The 22,498-nt window shown below is 55.8% G+C and carries 26 protein-coding genes; 7 read left to right on the top strand and 19 right to left on the bottom strand.

The genetic code is table 11. The features are described 5' to 3' along the window. Positions 1 to 117 precede the first annotated feature (117 nt). Positions 118 to 357, bottom strand: a complete 240-nt coding sequence (locus tag ETC02_RS04195; RefSeq protein WP_050368722.1) for a YuzB family protein — start codon at positions 355 to 357, stop codon at positions 118 to 120. A 370-nt stretch (positions 358 to 727) separates the two neighbouring features. Here ETC02_RS04195 and ETC02_RS04190 point away from each other — a divergent pair, with 370 nt between their 5' ends. Further along, positions 728 to 1,798: an NAD(P)/FAD-dependent oxidoreductase gene (locus ETC02_RS04190; RefSeq protein ID WP_047818939.1), complete on the top strand. Its 1,071-nt coding sequence runs from the start codon at positions 728 to 730 to the stop codon at positions 1,796 to 1,798. Between the two features lie 99 nt (positions 1,799 to 1,897). On the opposite strand, the gene ETC02_RS04185 is transcribed toward ETC02_RS04190, so the two are convergent. Next, the gene (locus ETC02_RS04185; RefSeq protein ID WP_033010402.1) at positions 1,898 to 2,227 is read right to left on the bottom strand and encodes a DUF1462 family protein; all 330 of its coding nucleotides are present in this window, start codon (positions 2,225 to 2,227) and stop codon (positions 1,898 to 1,900) included. 84 nt (positions 2,228 to 2,311) lie between these two features. On the opposite strand from ETC02_RS04185, the gene ETC02_RS04180 reads away from it, so the two are divergent. Then, on the top strand, positions 2,312 to 2,554 hold the full coding sequence (locus ETC02_RS04180) for a NifU family protein (protein ID WP_225995604.1): 243 nt from the start codon (positions 2,312 to 2,314) through the stop codon (positions 2,552 to 2,554). 101 nt (positions 2,555 to 2,655) lie between these two features. On the opposite strand, the gene thrB is transcribed toward ETC02_RS04180, so the two are convergent. The 5 genes from thrB to yutH form a co-directional block, all read right to left on the bottom strand. Further along, entirely contained in the window at positions 2,656 to 3,570 is a 915-nt protein-coding gene (gene thrB / locus ETC02_RS04175) for a homoserine kinase (RefSeq protein WP_033010401.1), read from the bottom strand. Next, a complete protein-coding gene (gene thrC / locus ETC02_RS04170; RefSeq protein WP_033010398.1) occupies positions 3,567 to 4,628 on the bottom strand; it encodes a threonine synthase in 1,062 nt (353 codons plus the stop codon). Before thrC ends, thrB begins: the two co-directional genes overlap by 4 nt. Next, positions 4,628 to 5,926 (bottom strand): homoserine dehydrogenase, encoded by a 1,299-nt coding sequence (locus ETC02_RS04165; protein WP_044742721.1) that lies wholly within the window; start codon positions 5,924 to 5,926, stop codon positions 4,628 to 4,630. Before ETC02_RS04165 ends, thrC begins: the two co-directional genes overlap by 1 nt. 92 nt (positions 5,927 to 6,018) lie before the next feature. Next, positions 6,019 to 6,993 (bottom strand): 2-hydroxyacid dehydrogenase, encoded by a 975-nt coding sequence (locus ETC02_RS04160; RefSeq protein WP_033010396.1) that lies wholly within the window; start codon positions 6,991 to 6,993, stop codon positions 6,019 to 6,021. A 312-nt stretch (positions 6,994 to 7,305) separates the two neighbouring features. Continuing rightward, positions 7,306 to 8,310 (bottom strand): spore coat putative kinase YutH, encoded by a 1,005-nt coding sequence (yutH, locus tag ETC02_RS04155; RefSeq protein ID WP_033010395.1) that lies wholly within the window; start codon positions 8,308 to 8,310, stop codon positions 7,306 to 7,308. A 256-nt stretch (positions 8,311 to 8,566) separates the two neighbouring features. On the opposite strand from yutH, the gene ETC02_RS04150 reads away from it, so the two are divergent. Continuing rightward, a complete protein-coding gene (locus ETC02_RS04150; RefSeq protein ID WP_050367758.1) occupies positions 8,567 to 9,064 on the top strand; it encodes a phosphatidylglycerophosphatase A family protein in 498 nt (165 codons plus the stop codon). A 145-nt stretch (positions 9,065 to 9,209) separates the two neighbouring features. Here ETC02_RS04150 and ETC02_RS04145 read toward each other — a convergent pair whose 3' ends face one another. Beyond that, on the bottom strand, positions 9,210 to 9,980 hold the full coding sequence (locus ETC02_RS04145; RefSeq protein WP_033010393.1) for a TIGR01457 family HAD-type hydrolase: 771 nt from the start codon (positions 9,978 to 9,980) through the stop codon (positions 9,210 to 9,212). After that, the gene (locus tag ETC02_RS04140) at positions 9,977 to 10,447 is read right to left on the bottom strand and encodes a DUF86 domain-containing protein (RefSeq protein WP_044742720.1); all 471 of its coding nucleotides are present in this window, start codon (positions 10,445 to 10,447) and stop codon (positions 9,977 to 9,979) included. The genes ETC02_RS04145 and ETC02_RS04140 overlap by 4 nt, the downstream gene beginning before the upstream one ends. Positions 10,448 to 10,539: 92 nt before the next feature. On the opposite strand from ETC02_RS04140, the gene ETC02_RS04135 reads away from it, so the two are divergent. Beyond that, the gene (locus ETC02_RS04135) at positions 10,540 to 10,812 is read left to right on the top strand and encodes a DUF3055 domain-containing protein (protein WP_171698080.1); all 273 of its coding nucleotides are present in this window, start codon (positions 10,540 to 10,542) and stop codon (positions 10,810 to 10,812) included. Positions 10,813 to 10,869: 57 nt separating this feature from the next. Next, positions 10,870 to 11,154 (top strand): hypothetical protein, encoded by a 285-nt coding sequence (locus tag ETC02_RS04130; RefSeq protein ID WP_033010390.1) that lies wholly within the window; start codon positions 10,870 to 10,872, stop codon positions 11,152 to 11,154. A gap of 34 nt (positions 11,155 to 11,188) precedes the next feature. On the opposite strand, the gene ETC02_RS04125 is transcribed toward ETC02_RS04130, so the two are convergent. After that, positions 11,189 to 11,464: a YutD family protein gene (locus ETC02_RS04125; protein WP_033010389.1), complete on the bottom strand. Its 276-nt coding sequence runs from the start codon at positions 11,462 to 11,464 to the stop codon at positions 11,189 to 11,191. A 112-nt stretch (positions 11,465 to 11,576) separates the two neighbouring features. On the opposite strand from ETC02_RS04125, the gene ETC02_RS04120 reads away from it, so the two are divergent. Further along, positions 11,577 to 12,263, top strand: a complete 687-nt coding sequence (locus tag ETC02_RS04120) for a YhcN/YlaJ family sporulation lipoprotein (protein WP_050367760.1) — start codon at positions 11,577 to 11,579, stop codon at positions 12,261 to 12,263. 186 nt (positions 12,264 to 12,449) lie between these two features. On the opposite strand, the gene lipA is transcribed toward ETC02_RS04120, so the two are convergent. Next, a complete protein-coding gene (gene lipA / locus ETC02_RS04115) occupies positions 12,450 to 13,346 on the bottom strand; it encodes a lipoyl synthase (protein ID WP_033010386.1) in 897 nt (298 codons plus the stop codon). Positions 13,347 to 13,542: 196 nt separating this feature from the next. Here lipA and ETC02_RS04110 point away from each other — a divergent pair, with 196 nt between their 5' ends. Then, positions 13,543 to 14,499, top strand: coding sequence for a M23 family metallopeptidase (locus ETC02_RS04110; protein WP_235468564.1), 957 nt, complete (start codon positions 13,543 to 13,545; stop codon positions 14,497 to 14,499). A 59-nt stretch (positions 14,500 to 14,558) separates the two neighbouring features. Here ETC02_RS04110 and ETC02_RS04105 read toward each other — a convergent pair whose 3' ends face one another. The 8 genes from ETC02_RS04105 to ETC02_RS04070 form a co-directional block, all read right to left on the bottom strand. Next, positions 14,559 to 15,266, bottom strand: coding sequence for an ABC transporter ATP-binding protein (locus tag ETC02_RS04105; RefSeq protein ID WP_033016329.1), 708 nt, complete (start codon positions 15,264 to 15,266; stop codon positions 14,559 to 14,561). Position 15,267: 1 nt separating this feature from the next. After that, positions 15,268 to 16,047 carry an ABC transporter ATP-binding protein gene (locus ETC02_RS04100; RefSeq protein WP_044742717.1) on the bottom strand — a complete coding sequence of 260 codons (780 nt, stop codon included), beginning with the start codon at positions 16,045 to 16,047 and terminating at the stop codon, positions 15,268 to 15,270. Next, positions 16,022 to 16,996: a branched-chain amino acid ABC transporter permease gene (locus tag ETC02_RS04095; RefSeq protein ID WP_020753764.1), complete on the bottom strand. Its 975-nt coding sequence runs from the start codon at positions 16,994 to 16,996 to the stop codon at positions 16,022 to 16,024. The genes ETC02_RS04100 and ETC02_RS04095 overlap by 26 nt, the downstream gene beginning before the upstream one ends. A gap of 16 nt (positions 16,997 to 17,012) precedes the next feature. Then, entirely contained in the window at positions 17,013 to 17,891 is an 879-nt protein-coding gene (locus ETC02_RS04090; RefSeq protein WP_011232449.1) for a branched-chain amino acid ABC transporter permease, read from the bottom strand. Positions 17,892 to 17,996: 105 nt separating this feature from the next. Continuing rightward, positions 17,997 to 19,193: an ABC transporter substrate-binding protein gene (locus ETC02_RS04085; protein ID WP_063210260.1), complete on the bottom strand. Its 1,197-nt coding sequence runs from the start codon at positions 19,191 to 19,193 to the stop codon at positions 17,997 to 17,999. Positions 19,194 to 19,943: 750 nt separating this feature from the next. Continuing rightward, positions 19,944 to 20,690, bottom strand: coding sequence for a sporulation protein YunB (gene yunB / locus ETC02_RS04080; protein WP_063210254.1), 747 nt, complete (start codon positions 20,688 to 20,690; stop codon positions 19,944 to 19,946). 52 nt (positions 20,691 to 20,742) lie between these two features. Continuing rightward, positions 20,743 to 21,045, bottom strand: a complete 303-nt coding sequence (locus ETC02_RS04075; RefSeq protein WP_033010377.1) for a YunC family protein — start codon at positions 21,043 to 21,045, stop codon at positions 20,743 to 20,745. Between the two features lie 61 nt (positions 21,046 to 21,106). Continuing rightward, positions 21,107 to 22,489 carry a bifunctional metallophosphatase/5'-nucleotidase gene (locus ETC02_RS04070; protein WP_171698079.1) on the bottom strand — a complete coding sequence of 461 codons (1,383 nt, stop codon included), beginning with the start codon at positions 22,487 to 22,489 and terminating at the stop codon, positions 21,107 to 21,109. Positions 22,490 to 22,498: the final 9 nt, after the last annotated feature.

The raw sequence follows: 22,498 nt of genomic DNA, 5'->3' as shown, positions 1-22,498 counted from the left end.
AAAAATTTTTCACCTTTTGCGTATAGTAAATCCTTTGTGTGGACAAAATGGGAATATCCCCCGTTTTTTCATATACATTGAAGAGGATGCCGCTTGCAGGCATCCTCCTTTTTTCAGTCAAAACATCGGATTTTCTTCCAAATGTTTATAAATATTTTCCACCAGCTGCTCCGGCGTCTCGCCGCTGACAAATTCGCCGTTGACGAGCGCAAACAACGTTTCCGCACAACGCGTGCAATAGCTTAAGCAGCTGTATTCGATGATGTCCAAATTCGGGTCTTTTTCAAGCATTTCCATCGCTTTGTACGACCCGCTCGCCAAGTTGCTGATGCAAAATTCTATGATCGGCAAAATCATCGCCTGTTCACCTTCCTGCTTCCCATCGTAGCCGTTTTGCGGCGCGGCGTCAACGGACATGCTCACGAGAAGGGCGCGGAAAAAGAGCGTCCCTCCAGTTTGAGAAAATCAAAAGCGCTGGCGCAAGGTTTCTCAAGTTGAGAAAAGGGGCAAGCGACGGCATGACGCTGAACGCACGACGCCGACCGCCGACAGGGAAGCCGCCATGCCGCTTCGGTTGAGCGCTCTCAGCGCCAAACGATGCGGTTTGTCAGCTTATGCGCCTCCGAGGCGGCCGTCCAGAAAAATTGTTGTTCTTTTGTCACAATTTCGCTATACTTTTTTATGGCATTGGCGGCTTACGAAACTGAACAAAAGGGGATTTTTTGACATGAGACAACTTGTACTGCTTGGTGGAGGATACGGCAATATGCGCATTTTGCAGCGCCTCCTCCCGGATGCATTGCCGAACGACATTCATATTATCCTCATTGACCGCGTTCCATACCATTGTTTAAAAACGGAATATTATGCCTTGGCCGCAGGGACGATCAGCGATCATCATATTCGTGTCCCGTTTCCGGAGCATCCGCAACTGACCTACCAGTTCGGCGAAGTCACCGCGATCGATTTGGACAACCAGCTCGTCTTCCTCGGCGACGGAAGCGATGTCCGTTATGACGACCTCGTCATCGGGCTCGGCTGCGAAGACAAATACCACGGGGTGCCGGGCGCTGACGTCTACACGTACAGCATTCAGTCGATCGACAAAGCGCGCGCCGCGTATGAGGCGCTGAACAACTTGCCGCCAAAAGCGACGGTCGGCGTCGTCGGTGCGGGGTTGAGCGGCGTCGAGCTGGCGAGCGAACTGGCGGAAAGCCGCCCCGACTTGCACATTAAGCTGTTTGACCGCGGCGAACGCATTTTGCCGATGTTCCCAAAGCGGCTAAGCGATTATGTGGAAGGCTGGTTCATCGATCATCAAGTGGAAATCGTCCGCCATTCGAACGTCACAAAAGTCGAGCCGGGCGTCCTGTACAATCATGACGAGCCGGTCGCGTGCGATGTCATCGTCTGGACGGCCGGCATTCAGCCGAACCGCGTCGTCCGCGCACTGAACGTTGAAAAAGATAAACAAGGCCGCGTCGTCTTGACGAAGCAGCATCACATCCCCGGCTATGAAAACGCCTACGTCGTCGGCGACTGTGCAAGCCTGCCGCATTCGCCAAGCGCCCAGCTCGCCGAAGCGCAGGCGGAGCAAATCGTCCAAGTGCTGCAAAAACGGTGGAACGGCGAAGAGCCGCCGAGCGAATTCCCGCCGATCAAGCTGAAAGGCATTCTCGGCTCACTCGGCAAAAAACACGGCTTCGGCCTCGTCGCGGACCGCCCGCTCACCGGACGCGTGCCGCGCCTGTTAAAGTCGGGCATTTTGTGGATGTACAAGTACCATCATGGGTATTAACCTGCTGCGCAGGCGGCCGCTTTGGCTTCCTGTTCATTCACGCCAACAAAAGCGGCGGGGGACTCCCCGCCTCCTCTTTAGATGGCGTTCACCTGCCGCTTACGATGAGCGGTAGCCGTATTTCTCCATTTCCGCATAAATCGACTTCAGCCGCGGATTGCCTTCGGCCACGACTTCCCCTTCCACGACCACGACCGGGTACACCCAATCTTCCTCAACGATCGTCTGCGCCAGTTTCCGCTTTGCCTCATCGTCAGCGGGCGGCGCGAAAATGTCGACGTACGTCATCACAAACGGCTGGTCGGGATATTTGCGGCGCAGCGCGGCCTCGAGCCACTCATACGTTTCCTTCGACGACGGCAGCTGCACGCACGACGGACAAATGATGTCGGCCCCGTACACACAAATTTCAACCGGCTTGAATGTCATCGTTGTCACCCTTTGCGAAAACAAAATTTATCATTAGATTTTTTCCGCTACCATGATTATAATAAAAAATAGGGAAAGGAGTCGATGAAAATGACGGATCAAGAAATCAAAGAACAAGTACAAGAAGTTTTAGATAAACTCCGTCCGTTCCTGCTTCGCGACGGCGGCGACTGCGAACTTGTCGATGTCGAAGACGGCGTTGTCAAACTCCGTCTCCTTGGCGCATGCGGCAGCTGCCCGAGCTCGACGATCACGCTGAAAGCGGGGATCGAACGCGCCTTGTTTGAAGAAGTGCCGGGCGTCGTTGAAGTGGAACAAGTGTTTTAATGAAAAATCCGAACAGCGACCGCTGTTCGGATTTTTTTGTCGCCGGCGGGCGGACACCGTCCGCTTCCGGACGACCCCGAAAACCGGACTGCCGCTGGCGGTCAAGCTTCAAGCGCCAGCTTGTAGACGCGGCTGCCGCGCGGCTCGACGGAAAGACGCGCGATGTCGCACGTCGGAAAATGCGGGCGCAGCTGGTGCGCCAGCCGCTCTCCTTGACCCGGTTCGGCAAAGACGAGCACTGTCGGCCCCGCCCCGCTCAGCGCCGCGCCGATCGCTCCGTATTCCTCGGCAAGCGCCTCGGCCCGCGCCAGCTCCGGAACGAGCGGTTTCCGGTACGGCTGGTGGAACAAATCGGCCGCCATCATCCGGCCGGCGAGCTTCCAGTTTTTCGTGAGCAAGGCGGCGACAAGGACGTTGCTGACGGCGCTTGCCTCGACGGCGCGCGCCCGCGGCCATTGGGCCGGCAGCTGTCCGCGCGCTTTTTTCGTTTCCAGTTCATAACCGGGGATAATGGCGACGATCTCCACATCAAATTCCGGCACACGGACGACATCCACCCCCGCTTCGCGGCAGCAGCCGATGACCAGCCCCCCGTACAGCGAGGCGCCGACATTGTCGGGATGCCCTTCATAGCGGGCCGCCCATTCCATCTTTTGTTCGCGCGACAGGCCTAGCTCGAGCAGCGCATCGGCGAGCTCCACGCCGGCGACGACCGCCGCTGCGCTGCTGCCTAGCCCGCGCGTAAACGGAATGTCGCTGTACACATCGACCGCGCAGCTCGGCAGCCGCCGGCCGTGCGCGTCCGCCACCTTGTCCGCCACCTCGTACACCAAATTGTCCGTCCCGCGCGGAATGCCGCTGACTTCCGGTGTTTTGGGCGCAAACGACCACGCTTCCGCCAAGCGAACATCAAGCGTCAAGTAACGGTTGACGGCGAGCCCGACCGAGTCAAAGCCGGGCCCTAAGTTCGCCGTGCTGCCCGGCACGATGATTTTCAACATCTCGTCTTCTTTCATGTGCGGACAACCCCTTGCAAACGCTCCAAGACAGCTCGTTCATCATTCGGCAGCACGACCGGCTCAATCGCCGCCGTCTCCAAGGCGATGGCCGGGTCTTTCAAGCCGTTGCCGGTCAAAACCGCCACGACGAGGCTGCCGCGTTCGATTTCGTTCCGTTCGCGCTGTTTGATAACCCCGGCGATGGCCGCGCATGATGCCGGCTCGGCAAAAATGCCTTCCGTCCGGGCGAGCCGCTTGTAGGCGGCCAAAATTTCGGCATCGCTCACCTCATCGATTTTTCCGCGCGATTCGTTGGCGGCCTCGACCGCTTTTTCCCAGCTCGCCGGATTGCCGATGCGGATCGCCGTCGCCACCGTTTCCGGCTGTTCAATCACCCGGTTGCGGACGATCGCTGCCGCTCCTTCCGCTTCAAAGCCGCGCATTTGCGGCAGCCCGGTCCCTTTGGCCGCATGGTACTCCTTAAACCCTTTCCAATAGGCGGTGATGTTGCCGGCGTTGCCGACCGGAATGGCGAGCACGTCCGGGGCGCGGCCAAGCTGGTCGCACACTTCGAACGCCGCCGTTTTCTGCCCTTCGATCCGGTGCGGATTGACCGAGTTGACAAGCGTAATCGGCGCCGTTTCGCTCAGGCGGCGCACCATTTTCAGCGCCTCGTCAAAGTTGCCGTCAATCGCGAAAATCTCCGCGCCGTACATCGCCGCTTGCGCCAGTTTGCCAAGCGCGATTTTCCCGTTCGGCACAACGACGAGGCAACGCATGCCGGCGCGCGCCGCATAGGCGGCCGCCGACGCCGACGTGTTGCCAGTTGACGCGCAAATGATCGTATGGCTTCCTTCCTCTTTCGCTTTCGCCACCGCCATCACCATGCCGCGGTCTTTAAACGAACCGGTCGGGTTCGCCCCTTCAACCTTGACATACAAGGTGATCCCAAGCTCTTCCGACAGACGCGGCAGCGGAATGAGCGGCGTGTTCCCTTCGCAAAGTGACAGCCTCGGCGTCGCCGCCGTGAGCGGCAAAAACTCGCCATAGGCGTCAAGCAGGCCGTTCCATGCCATTACCGTTTCTCCCCTTCCACCCGATACGAACTTTGGACGCGCTCGACGATTTCCAAATCGCCCAGCTGCTGCAAAATGTCTTCGTAGTCTTGCTGCGAGGCGTCATGCGTCACGATCACGATTTCCGCCAGACCGTTTTCTTTCAGCGGCAGCTGCAAAATTTTCTCAAAGCTCACCCCGCGCTGCGAAAACAGCGTCGTAATTTTCGCAAATGCACCGACTTGGTCTTTCACATGAATGCGCAAAAAGTATTTTGAGAAAATTTCCGCTGGCGCTTTCAATTGCTTTTCATATTGCGGGGCGACCGCGGAATGGCCGTTGACGCCAAGGCGCATGTTTTTCATCACCGCGACCAGATCGGAGACAACGGCTGTCGCCGTCGGCAGGCTGCCCGCCCCCGGCCCGTAAAACATCGTCTCCCCGACCGCTTCGCCATACACATAGACGGCGTTGTATTCGTTATGCACCGACGCAAGCGGGTGCGAATCCGGCAAAAACGTCGGCTGGACGCTCACTTCGACCTTCTGCCCGTCGCGCTGGGCGATGCCGATCAATTTCATCGTGTAGCCAAGCCGCTTCCCGTAGTTCAAGTCTTCCTCGGTCACTTCGGTGATTCCTTTCACTTGCACATCGTCCAGGTCGATGTCCATCGAAAAGCCGAGGCGGGCCAAAATCGCCATTTTTCGCGCCGCATCGAGCCCTTCCACGTCTGACGTCGGATCGGCCTCGGCGAACCCGAGCGCCTGCGCTTCCGCCAGCACGGCTTCATACGAAGCGCCGTTTTGCGACATTTTCGTCAAAATGTAGTTCGTCGTTCCGTTCACGATGCCCATGAGCTTGGTGATCCGGTCGGACGCCAAGCCGTCGACCAGGCTGCGCAAAATCGGAATGCCGCCGGCGACGCTCGCTTCATAAAACAAATCGCAACGGTGCTCCGCCGCCACCCGAAGCAGCTCTGAACCGTAGACAGCCATTAAATCTTTGTTCGCGGTCACCACGTGCTTCCCTTGGCGGAGCGCCCGCAACAGCCACTCTTTCGTCTCCTCGACGCCGCCCATCACCTCGATGATGACATTGATGTCCGGATCGTCGATCACGTCGGCGGCGCTTGTCGTCAACAATGCGGGGTCGACGGCGACATCGCGCGGCTTATGTACGTCACGGACGAGGATTTTTTTCACCTTCACCGGACAGCCGACTTGGTGCATCAATTTTTCCTGGTGGTTTTCGATAATTTTCACCACGCCGCTCCCGACCGTTCCTAGTCCTAACAATCCGACCAAAATTGGTTTTTCCATGATTCCCGCTCCTTCTGTTTACGTACAGTAGACATTTGTATTTTTATAGTAGACATTATAAAAGACGATCAGCCATTTGGCAATGAAAAGTTTTACGACAGCTCGTTCACCGGGGTCAACGGCGACCGGCCTTCCAAGACAGCGATGATGTTGTCGCGCGCCAACGTCATCATTGCTCGCCGCGTTTCGTATGTGGCGCTGCCGATATGCGGCAACGCCACAACGTTCGGAAGCGACAGAAGCGGATGATCGGCGGCGACCGGCTCTTTCTCAAACACATCGAGCCCGGCAGCGGCGATCTCCCCTGCGACAAGCGCCTCATAAAGCGCCTGTTCATCAACGACCGCGCCGCGCGCCGCATTAATGAAAATCGCCGATGTTTTCATTTGCCGAAACGCCTCGCGGTTGAACAAATGGCGCGTCTCGCGGGTCAGCGGCGTCAAGCAGACGACAAAATCGCTCTCGGCAAGCAAATCGGCGAACGGGCGGTAGACGGCGCCCAGCTTCTCTTCCGCCTCCGGACGGCGCGAGCGGTTGTAATACAACACATCCATGTCAAACCCTTTCGCCCGCTTCGCCACCGCCTGCCCGATGTTGCCCATGCCGACGATGCCGATCGTTTTATGATGGACATCGGCGCCCGCCAGCAAAAACGGGCTCCAGCTTTTCCATTTTCCTTCTTTCAAAAATTCGGCTGCTTCGACAAGGCGGCGGGCAGTGGCGAGCAGCAAAGCAAACGTCAAATCAGCCGTCGTATCGGTCAGCACATCCGGCGTGTTGCACACAAGAACGCCGCGCTTCGTTGCCGCCGGCACGTCAATGTTGTCATAGCCGACGCCCATGTTGGCGACGACTTTAAGCCCTGAACCGGCCGCCAGCACGTCCTCGTCGATCGGGTCGGACACCATCGGCAAAAGGGCCGCCGCCTTTTTCGCCTCTTCCACCAACACCTCGTGCGGCACAGCCACGTCCTCATGCGGCCACATGCCGACCTCGGCGACGGCGGCGAGCGGGGCGATCACCTCCTCCGGCAGCTTTCGCGTCACAAAGACGTACGGTTTCGTCATGAAACAGCCCTCCATCTCATTTTTTCTAAATCTTATCACAACTCCAGCTGAAAAAAAACGGGAAGTTGTCCGTTCCGGTGGTTCGGAAAAGTCGGCACTCGTTCGTTGCGGACAAAAACGAAGACCCCCTGTCACGGAAAGAAAACAGGCCCCCATTCGCTTCGGCTGAACACCCGAACCCGTTCCCCCTCCCCCTCGAATGGAAACGAGCGTACACCCGCTTCGGCTGAAAAAAACAGGGTGTTTCCTTTCTATAAAAAGGAAAATCACCCAGGCCTGCTTCAGCTGAAAAAACGGGAAGTTTCTTCCCCCTCATGGCGCCGGCGGCAGCCATTCAACGGCCGGCAGCCGGATATGGTTGGCGATGCCGGCGATCTCAGCAAATGACGCCAAAAACTGCTCATACTCGCGCGATGCGTCAAGCAACTGCCGCAGCGCCCGTTCCTGCCTCGCCTGCTCTTCGCGGTCCGCCGTCGTATAATACGCCTCGATGCATTCAAAATACGGAAGCGGAAACAGCAGGCGCGCATAAACCAGCCGCCAGGCAAACGACGACAGCGGCGCCAAATGCCCGTAATCTTGGAAGAACTGCCGCACTGCCCGTTGACAGCCTAGCCCGCGCTTGTGGTACAAATGGCGCACCCATTCCGCCAAATCACGGGCGCAATGGTCGTACACCCAATCGAGCGGCAGCTTCGCCTCCGTTCCTTCGACCCAGCCGGCTTGCGGCAGGCGCTCATGGCAAAACGCCGCATAATCGACGCGCAGCGGTTCGTCGTCGAGCTCTGTGTCAGCCACATATTGCACGGCGTTTTCCGCCAATCCTAAATAGTACGGGAACGATTCAAGAAACAGGCGGTCAAACGGCGATGCCGGCCCCGCTGCCATCATGTTCGCCCAAAACGCCTCCATTTGGTCGATTCGCTTCGCCCACAGTTCGCGCCATTGGCCGATGCGCCGGCAGGATGTGATCGGCAGCGGGCAAGAGCGCCCGTATTCATGCATGAGCGCCAGTTCGCGGCCGAGCGAACGAAGGCGGGCGGCCGGAAGCGGCGCGCGGAGGAGGACGAACGGCTGGCCTTGGCAGGGGGCAATATACGTCCCATGTTTCGTTTTGACCAGCTCCCCGACGCCGTCCACCCCTTTCGCCCGCAAATAGCGGCTCATTTGCTGACGCTCTTCCAGCTCCGCCTCGCTCCGCCCATCCGCCGGCACGATGAGAAACCGCTCTTGTTTATGCCAAACGACCGTAGACGCTCCCCGCTGTTCCATCCGTCCGACGCGCATGTCATATTGCTCATATACCCATGTTTCCATGTCCGCTCCTCCTTTGTCTTTTTGGCTTGCATTCTTCCTCCCTCCATGTCGTCGCCGCCCCGATGCCGCCCGGACGGGAACGGACTTTTGCGCGCTGATTCCCGGGCCCATAGCCGCGGCAAGGGCGGCTATTGTTTATATATGACAGCAGGCGTCAAAAAAACCGATGAGCATTTTTCTTTATACGAAGGATACATTCATGGCATGATAACGTATATATAACAAACGACTTTTTCAAAAGAATGGGTGACAAACCATGACCAAACCGGATATGAACAACCTTGAACAAACCGCCCGCCGATGGCTTGAGGAACGGGGGGTGACCGTGGAAAAAATTGCGGAGCTCGTTTATTACTTGCAATCAAAATATCATCCCGATTTAACGATGGAGGAGTGCATCAAAAACGTCAACCGCGTCATTTCGAAACGCGAAGTGCAAAATGCGATTCTAACCGGCATCCAATTGGATAAACTCGCCGAAGACGGTCGGCTCGATGAACCGCTGCAGTCGATCATCCGCCGCGATGAAGGGCTGTATGGCGTCGACGAAATTTTGGCGCTGTCAATCGTCAATGTGTACGGATCGATCGGGTTTACGAACTACGGATATATCGATAAGCAAAAACCGGGCATTTTGCAATATTTAAATGATAAATCGACCGGCAAATGCAACACGTTTTTGGACGACATTGTCGGCGCCATCGCCGCAGCGGCATCCAGCCGCCTGGCGCATCGGGCCGCCAACGCCGAGTGAGCGGCGGCGCGAAGCATCCATGCAAAAGACGAAATAGCAGCACCCCACAAGCCAAACACGATTTGTTGGTTCGCATCGATGGCTTTGTTGCTGCACCCGGTCATGAGAAAGGGTGCCCCGAGCCTTTCGGGACACCCCTCTTGCTTTACAGGCGCTCCATCCATTCGCGGAGCGAATCAGCCGTATAGGTCGGCTGCCGTTCGTAGCGGGCGAGCATCTCTTTCGTCGTGACGCCCGTATGGACGAGCAGCGTATCGATGCCCGCGTTCATGCCGGCTAAAATATCCGTCTCGTAATAGTCGCCGATCATCAACACATCTTCCTTTGGAACGCCAAGCACCTTAAGCGCCTGCTCCATAATGATGTTTTCCGGCTTGCCGATAAACGTTGGCTTCACTTGCGTCGAAACGGCGACGACGGACGTGATGGCGCCGTTGCCCGGCAACAGCCCGCGCTCGGTCGGCAAGGCGATGTCGCCGTTTGTCGAAATGAACATCGCCCCGTTGCGGACGGCAAGGCACGCGATGGCAAGCTTCTCGTACGTCAGCTGGCGGTCGATGCCGATGACCACCACGTCTGCGTCCTCCCCAGCGAAGCGGAACCCTTTTTCCGCCAACGCGGTGCGGATCCCTTCCTCGCCGATGACATAAACGGACGCGTCCGGCTTTCGCTCAAAAATGTAGTTCGCCGTCGCCTGGCTTGTTGTGAAGACATGCCTCTCTTCCGCCGGCACGCCGAATGAGCGCAATTTTTCCGCCACTTGCGCCGGCGTGCGCGACGAGTTGTTCGTGACAAACAAATACGGGAGGCTGCGGCGGTGCAGCTCGTTCACAAACTCGCGCGCCTCGGCGATGCATTCTGCGCCGCGGTACATTGTCCCGTCCAAGTCAAGCAAATAGCCTTTGTATCGTTTCAACGGTTGTCGGTCTCCTTTCCGTCCATCGATTCGCTGCCAAACGCCGACACCGGGCCGAGCTCGCTTTCCAAGTAATGGCGCACCGCCTTCGGGTACGCCTCAAGCGCCGGCAGCTGTTCGTTCAAATCCGCGAGCAGTTTCGCGTGATCGACGTTCGTATAGTTTTGGACGAGCGCTTTCCGGTGGGCGATGAACGCTTTCAGCCGCTCGCCGTCCTCAGCCGAAATCACCTGCTCGTCAGTCAAAATGTCAATAATGTCGTTATAGCTCCCCGGGTCGCGCATAATAAAGCCGTCAATCATCGCGTTGCCGACATCGAGCACCGCCTCGATGAGGACATGAGCGATCCGCTCGAGCGCCAGCCGCTCAAGCGCGCCGTCCCAGTGGCGCTGCGCTTTGTAGTGCGCCATCAGTTGCTCCATGCAGCGAAGCCGCTCTTCCAATTTGTTTCGGTCGACAAAATACATGGCTCGTCCTCCTTTTTTCTTCCCCGCCTTCCTCCCTTTTTCGCCGTTCGTCTGCTATGATGGACATAGGCGAAAAAACAGGAGGGGCTCAAATGATGGGTGAACGGTTTTATTTATACGACGACACCGTCGAAGCGGCCGTCCGCTTCGTCAGCTTTGTCGGCGAGCGGCAGCGGTTCGATTTGGCGTTAATTGAAACTGACCGCTTTTATGGGAAATATTTGGTGCTGGATTTGCAAAGCAACCGGTTTGCCATTCTTGGCCGCGACGATTTGGAGGAGCCGGGCTATATCGAACGCGCCTATGCACTCAGCGAACAAGACGCCGACGAGCTGCGCGCCTTTTTGGACGAATGCCTTTCATAACCTTCCTCGGTTTTGGGCATCTTATGAAACACCCCGGCAGCAAGGAAGGTGAGACGAATGGCGGAACGGGAACAATATGCCGACTTTTCCGTCGTCGAAAAACAGCGCAACTTTTTAACCGCCGAAGAATTCCCGGAAGGTCCGTACGGCTCGCCGCGCCGCGATGACGCCCTGGTCGAGAACAAAAGCACGCCGTGGAAGGAAGGGCAGCGCCATTACAGCGCCTTCAACTATGAGTTCAAATCGTTTCACCAAAACATTCCAAGGCGCGATCCGGCCTCCCATCCGCCGCACGACGACCCGCGCCAAAGCGAGCAGTTTCCATACAACGAAGGCGAATGACGTGCGGCCGCCCGGCAGCGGGCGGCTGCCGCCTTTACCGCTTCACCTTGCGCAACACAAAATAGGCGCACCCAAAATTGCAATATTCATACAAATACTCGGACAGCGTGCTGATTTTCGTATCATACGTCGCCTTTTGGTTATGGTCATCGAAAAACCCGCGCAGGCGAAGCTGATTGTATCCCCAATCGCCGACAATGTAGTCGTACTTCCCTAAAATATCGGCGTATCGGGCGCGAAACGCCTCTTCGTTAAACGCGTTTTTGACGTTTTCAACCAGTTCATAACAATGGTTGTTAATGCAAATCACCGCTCTCACCTCGCCTTTCCACTTTCATCATAAACGATGAACCGCACCCAATCAATTACTGTTATCAAACAGCGAACCGCGTGCCACCCTAAAAGCGAGGGGGGTGCTGACGATGAACCGATGTTGGATCGCCGCCGCGTTCGGAACGGCGATCGCCCTGGCCGGCTGCGCGCAGACGGCGCAGGACGAAAACACCGACGTCTACAAACGGAGCGGCAATACGATCAATGTGACCGACCGCAATGAGCTATACAACGAAAACGGGGTGCCAAACGGCGATGACACGCCGATGAACAACTTCGGCTACGTCCGCCATCAAAAAAGCCCGATCCTCGGCGATGCAAACCGCTATAACGACATGCCGTCGTTCAACCGCGAGCAAGCCGCCGATTTAATCAGCAAACTGTGCACGCAGCTGCCGGGCGTCAACGACGTCGCCACGCTCGTCACCGATGAAGAGGTGCTTGTCGTCTATGACGCCGACACAAAAAATCGGCAGCAAACCGCCGACCAAGTGAAAAAGACAGCGCTGTCCGTCGTTCCCCGCTACTACCATGTGTATATCGCCGACAATCCACAGCTGATGAAAGACATTGAGCGCTTCGGGCGCCTTGATTCGAACGCGCGCAATATCGACCAACTTCTCGATGCCACGATTCAGCGGATGTTGAAATATCCGCAAGGGAAAAAGCTGAGCGACGGGGAAAATGAAAACGGCGAAATGATCAACGAGACAAACGACCACCTCGACCGCGACTTCCGCGACGGCACGCCGCGGCCGACGCCGGCCGGACGGTAGCGAAAGAAAACGGTCTGCCTGTTTCTTAAAGAGGCACGACCGTTTCTTTTTTCCGGCAACAAAAGCCGCCAGTCAAAGTGTTTGCCGCCTGGGCGCGATGCCCGCATCTTCCCTCGCAGGCTGTTTGGCGGCAACGAGGGGGGCGGACGCCGGCTTTGACTCCGCAAGCCCGGGCGCTTGCCATCTTCACGCCTTCAGCTGCCGCGCTTTCGCCGCTTCGTTCACCTGCTCGTCGGCATGGTACGACGAACGGACGAGCGGACCGGCCTCGCAATGGCTGAACCCTTTGCTCAGCGCGATTTCTTTCAGCTCTTGGAATTCGTCCGGATGGTAATATTTGACGACTTTCAAATGTTTTTTCGTCGGCTGCAAATATTGGCCGATCGTCAAAATGTCGACATGGTTGGCGCGCAAATCGTCCATCGCTTCGATAATTTCCTCTTTCGTTTCCCCAAGGCCGACCATGATGCTCGATTTCGTCGGAATGTCCGGCTGCAGTTCTTTCGCGCGCCGCAAAAACTCAAGCGAGCGTTCATACGTCGCCCGGGCGCGCACTCTCGGCGTCAGACGGCGCACCGTTTCGATGTTATGGTTTAAAATATCGGGACGGGCGTCCATCAGCGTTTTTAAGTTTTCATACACGCCGCCCATATCCGATGGCAGCACTTCAATCGTCGTAAACGGATTTTTCCGGCGGATGGCACGCACCGTTTCCGCAAACACCGCCGCCCCGCCGTCTTTGAGGTCATCGCGGGCGACGGCCGTAACGACGACGTGTTTTAAATTCATGATGCGCACCGACTCGGCGACGCGTTCCGGCTCTTGCCAGTCAAGCTCGGTCGGGAGCCCGGTTTTGACGGCGCAAAAGCGGCAGGCGCGCGTGCAGACGCTGCCCAAAATCATAAACGTCGCCGTCCGCCTTACCGCCCAGCACTCATGAATGTTCGGGCACTTCGCCTCTTCGCACACAGTATGTAAACGGTTTTCCCGCATCAGCTTCTTCAATCCGATATAATGTTCATTCGTGTTCAGTTTAATCTTCAGCCAGTCCGGCTTGCGGACATGTTCTTCGTTTGTTGCCATCGTTCTCACTCCACTTGTCGAGGATTGTTCCATTTTCATTATAAATGAAAAACGCGAAAAAACACAAAAAAATAAGCCACTTTCCTCTTTTTAACATTTATGAATCGCCTGTTTCTCCCCAAACTAAACATATGAAATGGGCGAAAAGGGGGGATTCCACGTGCACCGATGGTTTGTCGCCCTATGGGTGGCGACGGTGTTGTTCATAGCGGCCAGCGCGGCTTCCGCGGCGGAAAACGACGACGCAGTATACGAACAGCGCATGGAGCTGTATAAAAAAGCGGAGACGGTTTCGCTCATTCCATGGTATTACTTTGCCGCCATCGACCAGTATGAACGGAACATCCGGCAAGCGCGCCGCGACTTGCCAAAACCAACCGGCGTCCTCGGCATTTATATGAAACCGGACGTATGGGCCGGACCGCTGAACAAAAATCCGCACGATACGAACCCGTTTACGATTTCCCAGTTTGGCGGGCTCGGTGTGGACGGAGACGGGGACGGCAAGGCGCGGGCGGATGACGACGACGACGTCATCATGGCCATGGCGCGCTATTTGCAGACATACGGCATCGATCATCGCCATATTAAAATCGCGCTTTGGAACTATTACCAGCGCTCCAAAACGGTGGATTTGATTTTAGGAAAAGTGAAGATTTACAAAAAATACAAGACATTGAAACTGGATGACCATGTCTTTCCGCTCCCGTTGCGGGCGAATTACAGCTACCGCGACACGTGGGGCGATGCGCGCGGCTGGGGCGGGCGCCGCATTCATGAAGGAACCGACATTTTCGCCGGCTACGGCGTGCCGGTCCGCTCGACGTGCTATGGCATTGTCGAACTGAAAGGATGGAATAAATACGGCGGCTGGCGCGTCGGCATCCGCGACATCAACAACACGTACCATTATTTTGCCCATTTGAACGGCTTTGCCGCCGGGCTTCGCGAAGGGCAAATCGTCGAGCCGGGCACGATCATCGGCTCGGTCGGCAGCTCCGGCTACGGGCCGCCGGGCACCGCTGGAAAGTTCCCGCCCCACCTCCATTACGGCATGTACAAAGACAACGGCTATACGGAGTGGGCGTTTGACCCGTATCCGCACTTGAAAGCGTGGGAGCGGGCCGAGCGGCAGCAACAGCGGCGCCGCTAGCAGCGGCGGCTGGACAAAAAAGAGGCCGATGTCGGCCTCTTTTCGTCTTTCTGCTTTCGTTAATGCCCGCCCAAATACGCCTGTTTCACTTGCTCGCTCGCCTGCAGCTCGCTCGCCGCCCCCGACAGGACGACGCGCCCGGATTCGATGACGTAGGCGCGGTCGGCGATGGAGAGCGCCATGTGGGCGTTTTGTTCGACAAGCAAAATCGTCGTTCCCGATTCGTTGATTTCCTGAATGATGCGGAAAATCGTCTTCACCAGCAGCGGCGCGAGCCCCATCGACGGTTCATCAAGCAAGAGCAGCTTCGGGCGCGCCATGAGCGCACGGCCGATGGCGAGCATCTGCTGCTCGCCGCCCGAAAGCGTGCCGGCCAGCTGCTTGCGCCGCTCCTCGAGGCGCGGGAACAGCTGAAAGACTTTGGCAAAGTCTTGTTGAATGCCGTCTTTGTCTTTGCGCAAAAACGCGCCAAGCTCCAAGTTTTCCTCGACCGTCATATTGGCGAACACGCGCCGCCCTTCCGGCACGTGGGAAATGCCTTGCTTGACGATCGTTTGCGCCGCCTTGCCGGCGATCGAAGCCCCTTCGTAGACGATGTCGCCGCTTTTCGGCTTCAACAAGCCGGAGATCGTTTTTAGCAGCGTCGTTTTGCCGGCGCCGTTTGCGCCGATCAGCGTGACGATCTCGCCTTTGTTCACCTCAAGCGATACGCCTTTTAAGGCATGAATGTTGCCGTAAAACACATCGATTGCCTCCACTTTCAACACGTCACGACACCTCCTCGCCAAGGTAAGCCTCGATCACTTTCGGGTTGCTGCGCACTTGTTCCGGCGTGCCGTGGGCGATCAATTGGCCGTGGTCCAACACGTAAATGCGCTCACAAATGCCCATCACAAGCGACATATCGTGTTCGATCAACAAAATCGTCAACGCAAACCGTTCGCGGATAAACGCGATCAAGTTCATCAATTCTTTCGTTTCTTGCGGGTTCATGCCGGCGGCCGGCTCGTCAAGCAAAAGCACTTTTGGCTGCGCCGCCAGCGCCCGGGCGATCTCAAGCCGGCGCTGCTGGCCGTACGGCAAGTTTTTCGCTTTCTCGTGCATGACGCCGTCAAGCTGGAAAATTTTTAAAAACTCGATCGCCTTTTCTTCCATTTCCTTTTCCCCGCGGAAATGGGACGGGAGGCGGAGAATGGAGCTCGCGATCGAATGGCGGGCGTGCGCATGGTAGGCGACTTTCACATTGTCGAGCACCGACAGCTCGCCGAACAGGCGAATGTTTTGAAACGTCCGGCTGATCCCTTTGCGCGTAATTTTATACGGCGGCAGTCCGTTCAACGTCTCGCCGTCAAGCATAATCCGCCCGTCAGTCGGCACATACACGCCCGTCAACAAGTTAAACAGCGTCGTTTTCCCCGCGCCGTTCGGGCCGATGAGCCCGACAAGCTCCCCTTGATATAGCTCCATCGTCACACCGGAGAGCGCCTTGAGCCCGCCAAACTGGATGCCGACGTTTTCTGCTTTAAGCAACGGTGTTTTTGCCGCCATGATTCATTCCTCCCTGCGCTGCCTTCCGCCATTTGAAGAGCGAAGATAGTTCTTTCGTCCCCATCAACCCGGTTGGACGGTACAGCATCACCAAAATCAAGACGATGCTGTAAATGATCATCCGCGTTTCCGGATAGTTTTGCAAGAATGTCGAAACGATCGTCAGCAACACCGCGGCCACCACCGCGCCGGATAGGCTGCCGAGCCCACCGAGGACGACGAAAATCAAAATGTCGAACGATTTCAGGAAGCCAAAGTTCGATGGCTGAATAATGTAAAAGTGGTGCGCATACAGCGCTCCGGCGATGCCGGCGAAAAACGAACCGATCACAAATGCCGCCACTTTGTAATACGTCGTGTTGATCCCCATGGCATCGGCGGCGATTTCATCTTCGCGGATCGAGATGCACGCCCGTCCGTGCGTCGAGTTCGTGAAGTTGGCGATCACCAAAATGGTGGCAAACAGGCAGGCGAACACCCACGGCCATGTCGTCATATGCGTCACCGTCATGCCGCTCGCCCCGCCGACGTAATCGATGTTCAAGAGCGCGATGCGGACAATTTCGCCAAAGCCGAGCGTGGCGATCGCCAAATAATCGCCTTTTAAACGCAAGCTCGGCACGCCGATGATGAGGCCGGCGAGCGCCGCCGCCACCCCGGCAGCCAAAACGCCGGCCGCAAACGGCAGCTGCAGCTTCATCGTCATAATCGCGGAGGCATAGGCGCCAACGGCGAAAAAACCGGCATGGCCAATGGAAAATTGTCCGGTGATCCCGATAATTAAATGAAGGCTGACGGCCAAAATGACATTAATCGCCATAAAAAAGAGGGTATTCACATAAAAGATGTTTAACGTTCCGCTTGCAATCAGCCACTCGACAACAACGAAAAAGGAGAAGGCCAGTATGACGGAAACCCAAAATCCACGCGTCCGCTTCCAAGTTGCCATTGTTCCCTACCATCCTTTACACTTTTTCTCGTACGTTCTTGCCAAACAATCCGGCCGGCCGGAAAATGAGGATGAGAATTAAAATGACAAACGCCACTCCGTCGCGCCAAAGCGAGTAGCCGAGCCCGCTGACGAGCGATTCGATGACGCCAAGCAAAAGCCCCCCGACCATCGCTCCCGGAATGATGCCGATTCCGCCCAACACGGCGGCGACAAACGCTTTTAATCCGGGAAGAATGCCCATCAATGGCTCGATTTTTGTATAATAAATGCCGAAAATAACGCCTGCCGCCCCTGCAAGCGCCGAACCGATGGCGAACGTGGCCGAAATCGTGTTGTCGACGTTGATTCCCATCAACCGGGCCGCTTCCGCATCATGAGAGACGGCGCGCATCGCTTTCCCGATTTTTGTCCGGTGAACAATGAACTGAAGAAGGATCATCAAAACGAGGGACGTGCCGAGGATGAACAGCGACTGGCTGCTGATGACAACGCCAAACAGCTTCAAGTTCCGATCCGGCAGCAGCGTGCTCGGATACGCTTCCGGCTGGGCCCCGCGCAAATAAATCGTGACGTACTCAATCAAGAGCGATACGCCGATCGCCGTAATGAGCACTGCGATGCGCGCCGCATTGCGCAGCGGCTTGTACGCAATCCGCTCGATGATCATCCCAAGCACGGCGCAAGAGGCCATCGCCAGCAAAAGCGCCGGGAAAAAGCCGACACCAAGCATCGTTACGGCATAAAAACCGACGAATGAACCGACCATAAAGACGTCGCCATGGGCGAAGTTAATGAGCCGAACAATGCCGTACACCATCGTATAGCCAAGCGCGATGAGCGCATAAATGCTGCCTAGCGAAATGCCGTTGACCAGCTGTTGAATGAGTTCCATGATTGCACGCTCCTTAACGAAAACTCGTCGTTGGCCAAAAGAAATGCCGGATGGGAGGGCGCCCCTTAGGGGCCTCCCCTGTCCACGCATCCATCCAGCCTTTTATTACGGATTCACTTTTGTTTTAAATTGCTGCTGCCCGTCTTTGTATTCCAAAATAACGGCCGATTTGACAGGATTGTGGTTTTGATCGACCGTAAATGTTCCCGTGACAAGCTGCAAATCTTTCGTTTGCGCCAGCGCGTCTTTAATTTTCACCGGATCGGCGCTGCCAGCCCGTTTGATGGCATCCGCCAAGAAGTATGCCGTATCGTAGCCAAGGGCGTTAAAGGCGTCCGGCGCTTTATTGTATTTCGCTTGGAACGCTTTGACAAATTCTTGAATTTTCGGGTCCGGGTCGCCCGACGAATAATGGTTCGTAATGTACGTATTGTTCAACGCGTCTTTGCCAGCAAGCTCAATCAGTTTTGGCGAATCCCAGCCGTCGCCGCCCATGATCGGGATGTTCAACCCAAGCTCTCGCGCTTGTTTGACGATCAAACCGACTTCTTCATAGTAGCCCGGCAGGAAAATGAACTCTGGATTCTTTGATTTTATGCGCGTCAGCGTCGCACGGAAATCGGTGTCTTTCGCCACATACGCTTCTTCGGCAACAATTTGGCCGCCGCCGGCTGTAAATGTTTCTTTAAATGACGCCGCCAGCCCTTTCGAATAGTCGCTCGCGCTGTCGATCAAAACAGCCGCCTTTTTTACTTTCAAGTCGTTCAGCGCAAATTTGGCCGCCACCGTTCCCTGGAACGGGTCGATAAAGCACGTCCGGAAGACGAACTCGTTCACTTTGCCATCTTTGACGGTCACCGTTTCGCTCGTCCCAGACGGTGTAATAATCGGAACTTTATTGTCATTGGCAATTTGCACTTGAGCGAGCGTGTTCGTGCTCGTCGCCGAGCCGATGATGGCGACGACTTTATCCTGGCTGATCAACTTGATCGCGCCGTTTGTCGCTTCGGCCGCTTCCGATTTGTTGTCGACTTTCACCAACTCCAGCTTTTTGCCGTTGATTCCTTCTTTGTTGATTTCCTCAAGCGCCAAGTCGAGCCCTTCCGCAATCGACTGGCCGTATGACGCGACCCCGCCGGAGAGCTCAAGGTTGGCGCCGATTTTAATCACATCGCCGCCCCCGCCTCCGCCGCTGTTTCCGCCTGAAGAACTGCCTCCTTGCTGGTTGCCGCCGCAGCCGGCCAAAAGACCTGCCGTCAGCATCAATGAGAAAAAGACACCTGCTGCTCTTTTTTTCTTCATTTCTTGTTCCCCCCATTGTTCAAAATGTTCTGTCACCAGAGCGCACACCTTTTTCTGCATACTATATCGATAGAGTCCGTCTGCCTTGTGCGCTCGTGCGCCGCGCCGGATGGCGCCGCAAACTGATGCATGCCTTCCGATGCCGGCCGTTCATCCCCCCTCTCAAACTGCTATATAAATAATAAAATTATTTTCAATTTAATATAATATTACAAAATTCGAACCAACTCGTCTAGTTGTTTTCTATTTAAAAAACAAAAAAAGCTGTTTCCTCTTGACAAACGCCAGAGAAACAGCCAAAGCCCCTTCGCCGGGAAGAACACTTTTTTTGCATAATATTTCCATGTTTCTGTAAAAACCATTCCCAACGGCTGACGCGGGCACCCGTCAACCTAACGGAACTATATATAAGTTGAAACTTTGTTTTACATCCGGCAGAGCGCCCGCCGCATTCTATCAAAGTCGACTTGTATGAAGGGAAAACAGAATCGAACAATCGGAAAATCTTTATTGCAACTTATATAGATGCAATTTGAAGCTTTGCCATTTGTAGCTTTTACCCGAGTATTTGATCGACTGTCGGGCGACCGAACAACGCCGCTTAAAGACCCATATATGGGTCTGTGAAGCAGGCGGTTGTTCGATCCTCCGTCACGCCTTGGCTTGCCTTCGACAGTCGAACGAGAACGATCGATTTAGGAAGATGACAGTCGCCGGCCTTTTAGAGGCGCACATTGACAGCCTTTCCCACTACCGCTTCGGAAGCTGGATGGACGGGCCGACTTGACCGCCGTTTTTGTTGTAAAATTGCGGCACTTCTCCCGGAATAAAGCGCATCACAACTGGAATATCTGTTGTCACATTGGAAATTTTCGATGCAAAAGGAATGACGACTTGGATGTCGACCGATACATGAATATCAATTTCAATAAAAAAACTGTTAATATCATACGCTCGAATTTCTTTCGTCACTTCCGAGTCGACATTGCCAACGATCTGAAACTGCACCGGAATGCGCGGGCCGAGGTTGGCGAGCAGCACGTTGTTCGTCACTTGGCCGAGCGGGATATAGTAAATGATCCCGCGGCTGTCCCCTTGGCCGGATTCGACCTCAGGCAGCACCATCCGTTCGATCCGTCCTTCTGTCGCCGCCTTTAAGCTTTCCATCACATGATCATCCGTCTCCGATAAGATGCGATTGATCACCGCGGTGTCAAAATCGACCGACACAATTTTGCCGCTTTCGTCCTTTTGAACCGTGACCAGCTGCCGAAATTCAGGGTTGTCTTTTTGAAACTGCTGCTCAATGGCGTTATTGATCACCAAGTTGGCAATCCGCTTCGTTTCCGTTTCGGCAATTTCCATCAGCACCGGCTCAATGCCTTTATTCACGATCCAAAGCCCGGCCGCTGTGGAAAACATAAAAAAAACGAATGTCAATAAAAACACGTAGCGGAACGGAAGCGGCCCTCTCCGCACAAATCGGGGGCGCAGCAAAATGAAATCCCTCCTTTACAAGCTATATGTATGCTTGCAAGGAGGGATTTTTTCACCGCATTTTCAACAGCGCGTCTTTTCCTTTCATTCCCCGTTTGATGCCAAGCTCCTCGGCGGCGACTGTCACCGATTCGAGCGGCGCCTCAAGCAGCTGCTCGACCGTGCGCACCCCGACCGCCCGTCCGGCGACAATGCCGCGGTCGCGCAGCTTTTCGTTCAATAACGCCACATCGAGCGCCCCGCACATGATGTACCCTTTTTCACTCGCCACCGCCAGCAAGTTCGTTTTCGGCAGCTGGACGGACACCGCGACAAACGGATGTCCCTCAATGATAATCGGCTTGACTTCCACCATCGCCGCAGTCACTCTCCTTTCCATACTCCAATGTATGAAGCATGGAAAAAGAAGTGCCTGCCTATTGGGCCAATTTCCAAGCGAGAAGATCGCGCAAAAACTCCGGCATGTAATACGTTTTTTCCGCCGCCCGCTGAATTTGCGGATAAAAGTGGCCGATCGCAAACATATCGGTCGTCGCCACCTCATACTTGCGCTCGGGATCGAGCGGCTCGCCGTTGATCATAATGCGGCGGATATGCCATTGACCGTCCTCCTCGAGCCCGGCCTCGATGTCCACGCCGTCGTACACCATTTCCCCCATCACTTCGCCGCGGAAGCCAAACCCTTTAAACTGCCAATGCTTCATCCGTTCCGTGTTGGCCTCAAGGATAATCTCTTTGAGCTCCGCGCCGCGCAGCTTCACCTTGCACGGGTTGAGCGGATGCGGGCAAATGCGATGCAAATCTTTTTTCGTCACCGGTCCTCTCGCAAGCGGCGCAAGCAGCACGCCGGCGTTAACCATGCCAATGTCCGCTTGGCACCACTCACGCAAAGCGGAAGCAAGCAAATTCCCAAGCGGCGACGGGGCGAACCAGTCAAGCGGCAAGTCATCATGGAGCACGGCGACTTGTTCCGCTTCAAGCCGCGCCAAACTTTCCTGCTCAAGACAAACAAGATGGCGCTCGACCGCCTCGGAGCGGGGCAATGGTTCGACATCCACGACCGTCGCGGATGCCCTGGACAGCCGGTTTTGGTCAATCTCCAGCTTGACCACCCCAACATATTTTCCGTATTTCCCCGCCGCGCAAAGCAGTGTTTGATTCAATGTTTTTCCTTCTGGAAACACATGGTGGGTGTGAGCGCCTAAAATAATGTCCACGCCTGGGATCGTCGCAGCGATTTTTTCATCCTCATTCACCCCAAGATGGGACAGCACAACGACGCAATCGGCCTTTTGCCTCACTTCCTCCACCGCCGCTGCCAACATGTCAAACGGCGGAACGATCTTCCAGCCGAGCAGCTCGTAAAAGTGAGAAAACGGAGCGGTGGCGCCAACCACCCCAATGCGAAACGTCTCCGTCGCCGGGATAACGACATACGGAAGCGCCCAATGCGGCCGCACGCCATCGCGGCGAAACAAATTGGCGACCACGACCGGAAACCGAGCCTGTTCGTACAACGTATCCAGTTCATCATGATCAAGGGTGATCCCTTCGTTGTTGCCGATCGTCACCGCATCATAGCCAAGATCGTTCAACAAGTCCACATTCGCCTTCCCCCGCGTCGCCTCGGTAATCGGGTGCACGCGATCGAGAAAATCGCCGACATCAAACAAAAGCATCGCCTCGTTGCGCGCGCGATGCTCCCTTCTCCGTTCTGACAAAAAGCGGGCGATTTGCGGCCAATGTTCAAAATGGCTGTGCACGTCGTTCGTATGGTAAATATAAATAGTTTGCTTCAAAACGCGCGC

The sequence above is a fragment of the Geobacillus sp. DSP4a genome (assembly GCF_013096875.1).
GTDB classification, from domain to species: Bacteria; Bacillota; Bacilli; order Bacillales; family Anoxybacillaceae; genus Geobacillus; species Geobacillus thermophilus.
The sequence above is the reverse complement of the archived record's forward strand: the minus strand, read 5'-3'. Positions and strand labels throughout refer to the sequence as shown.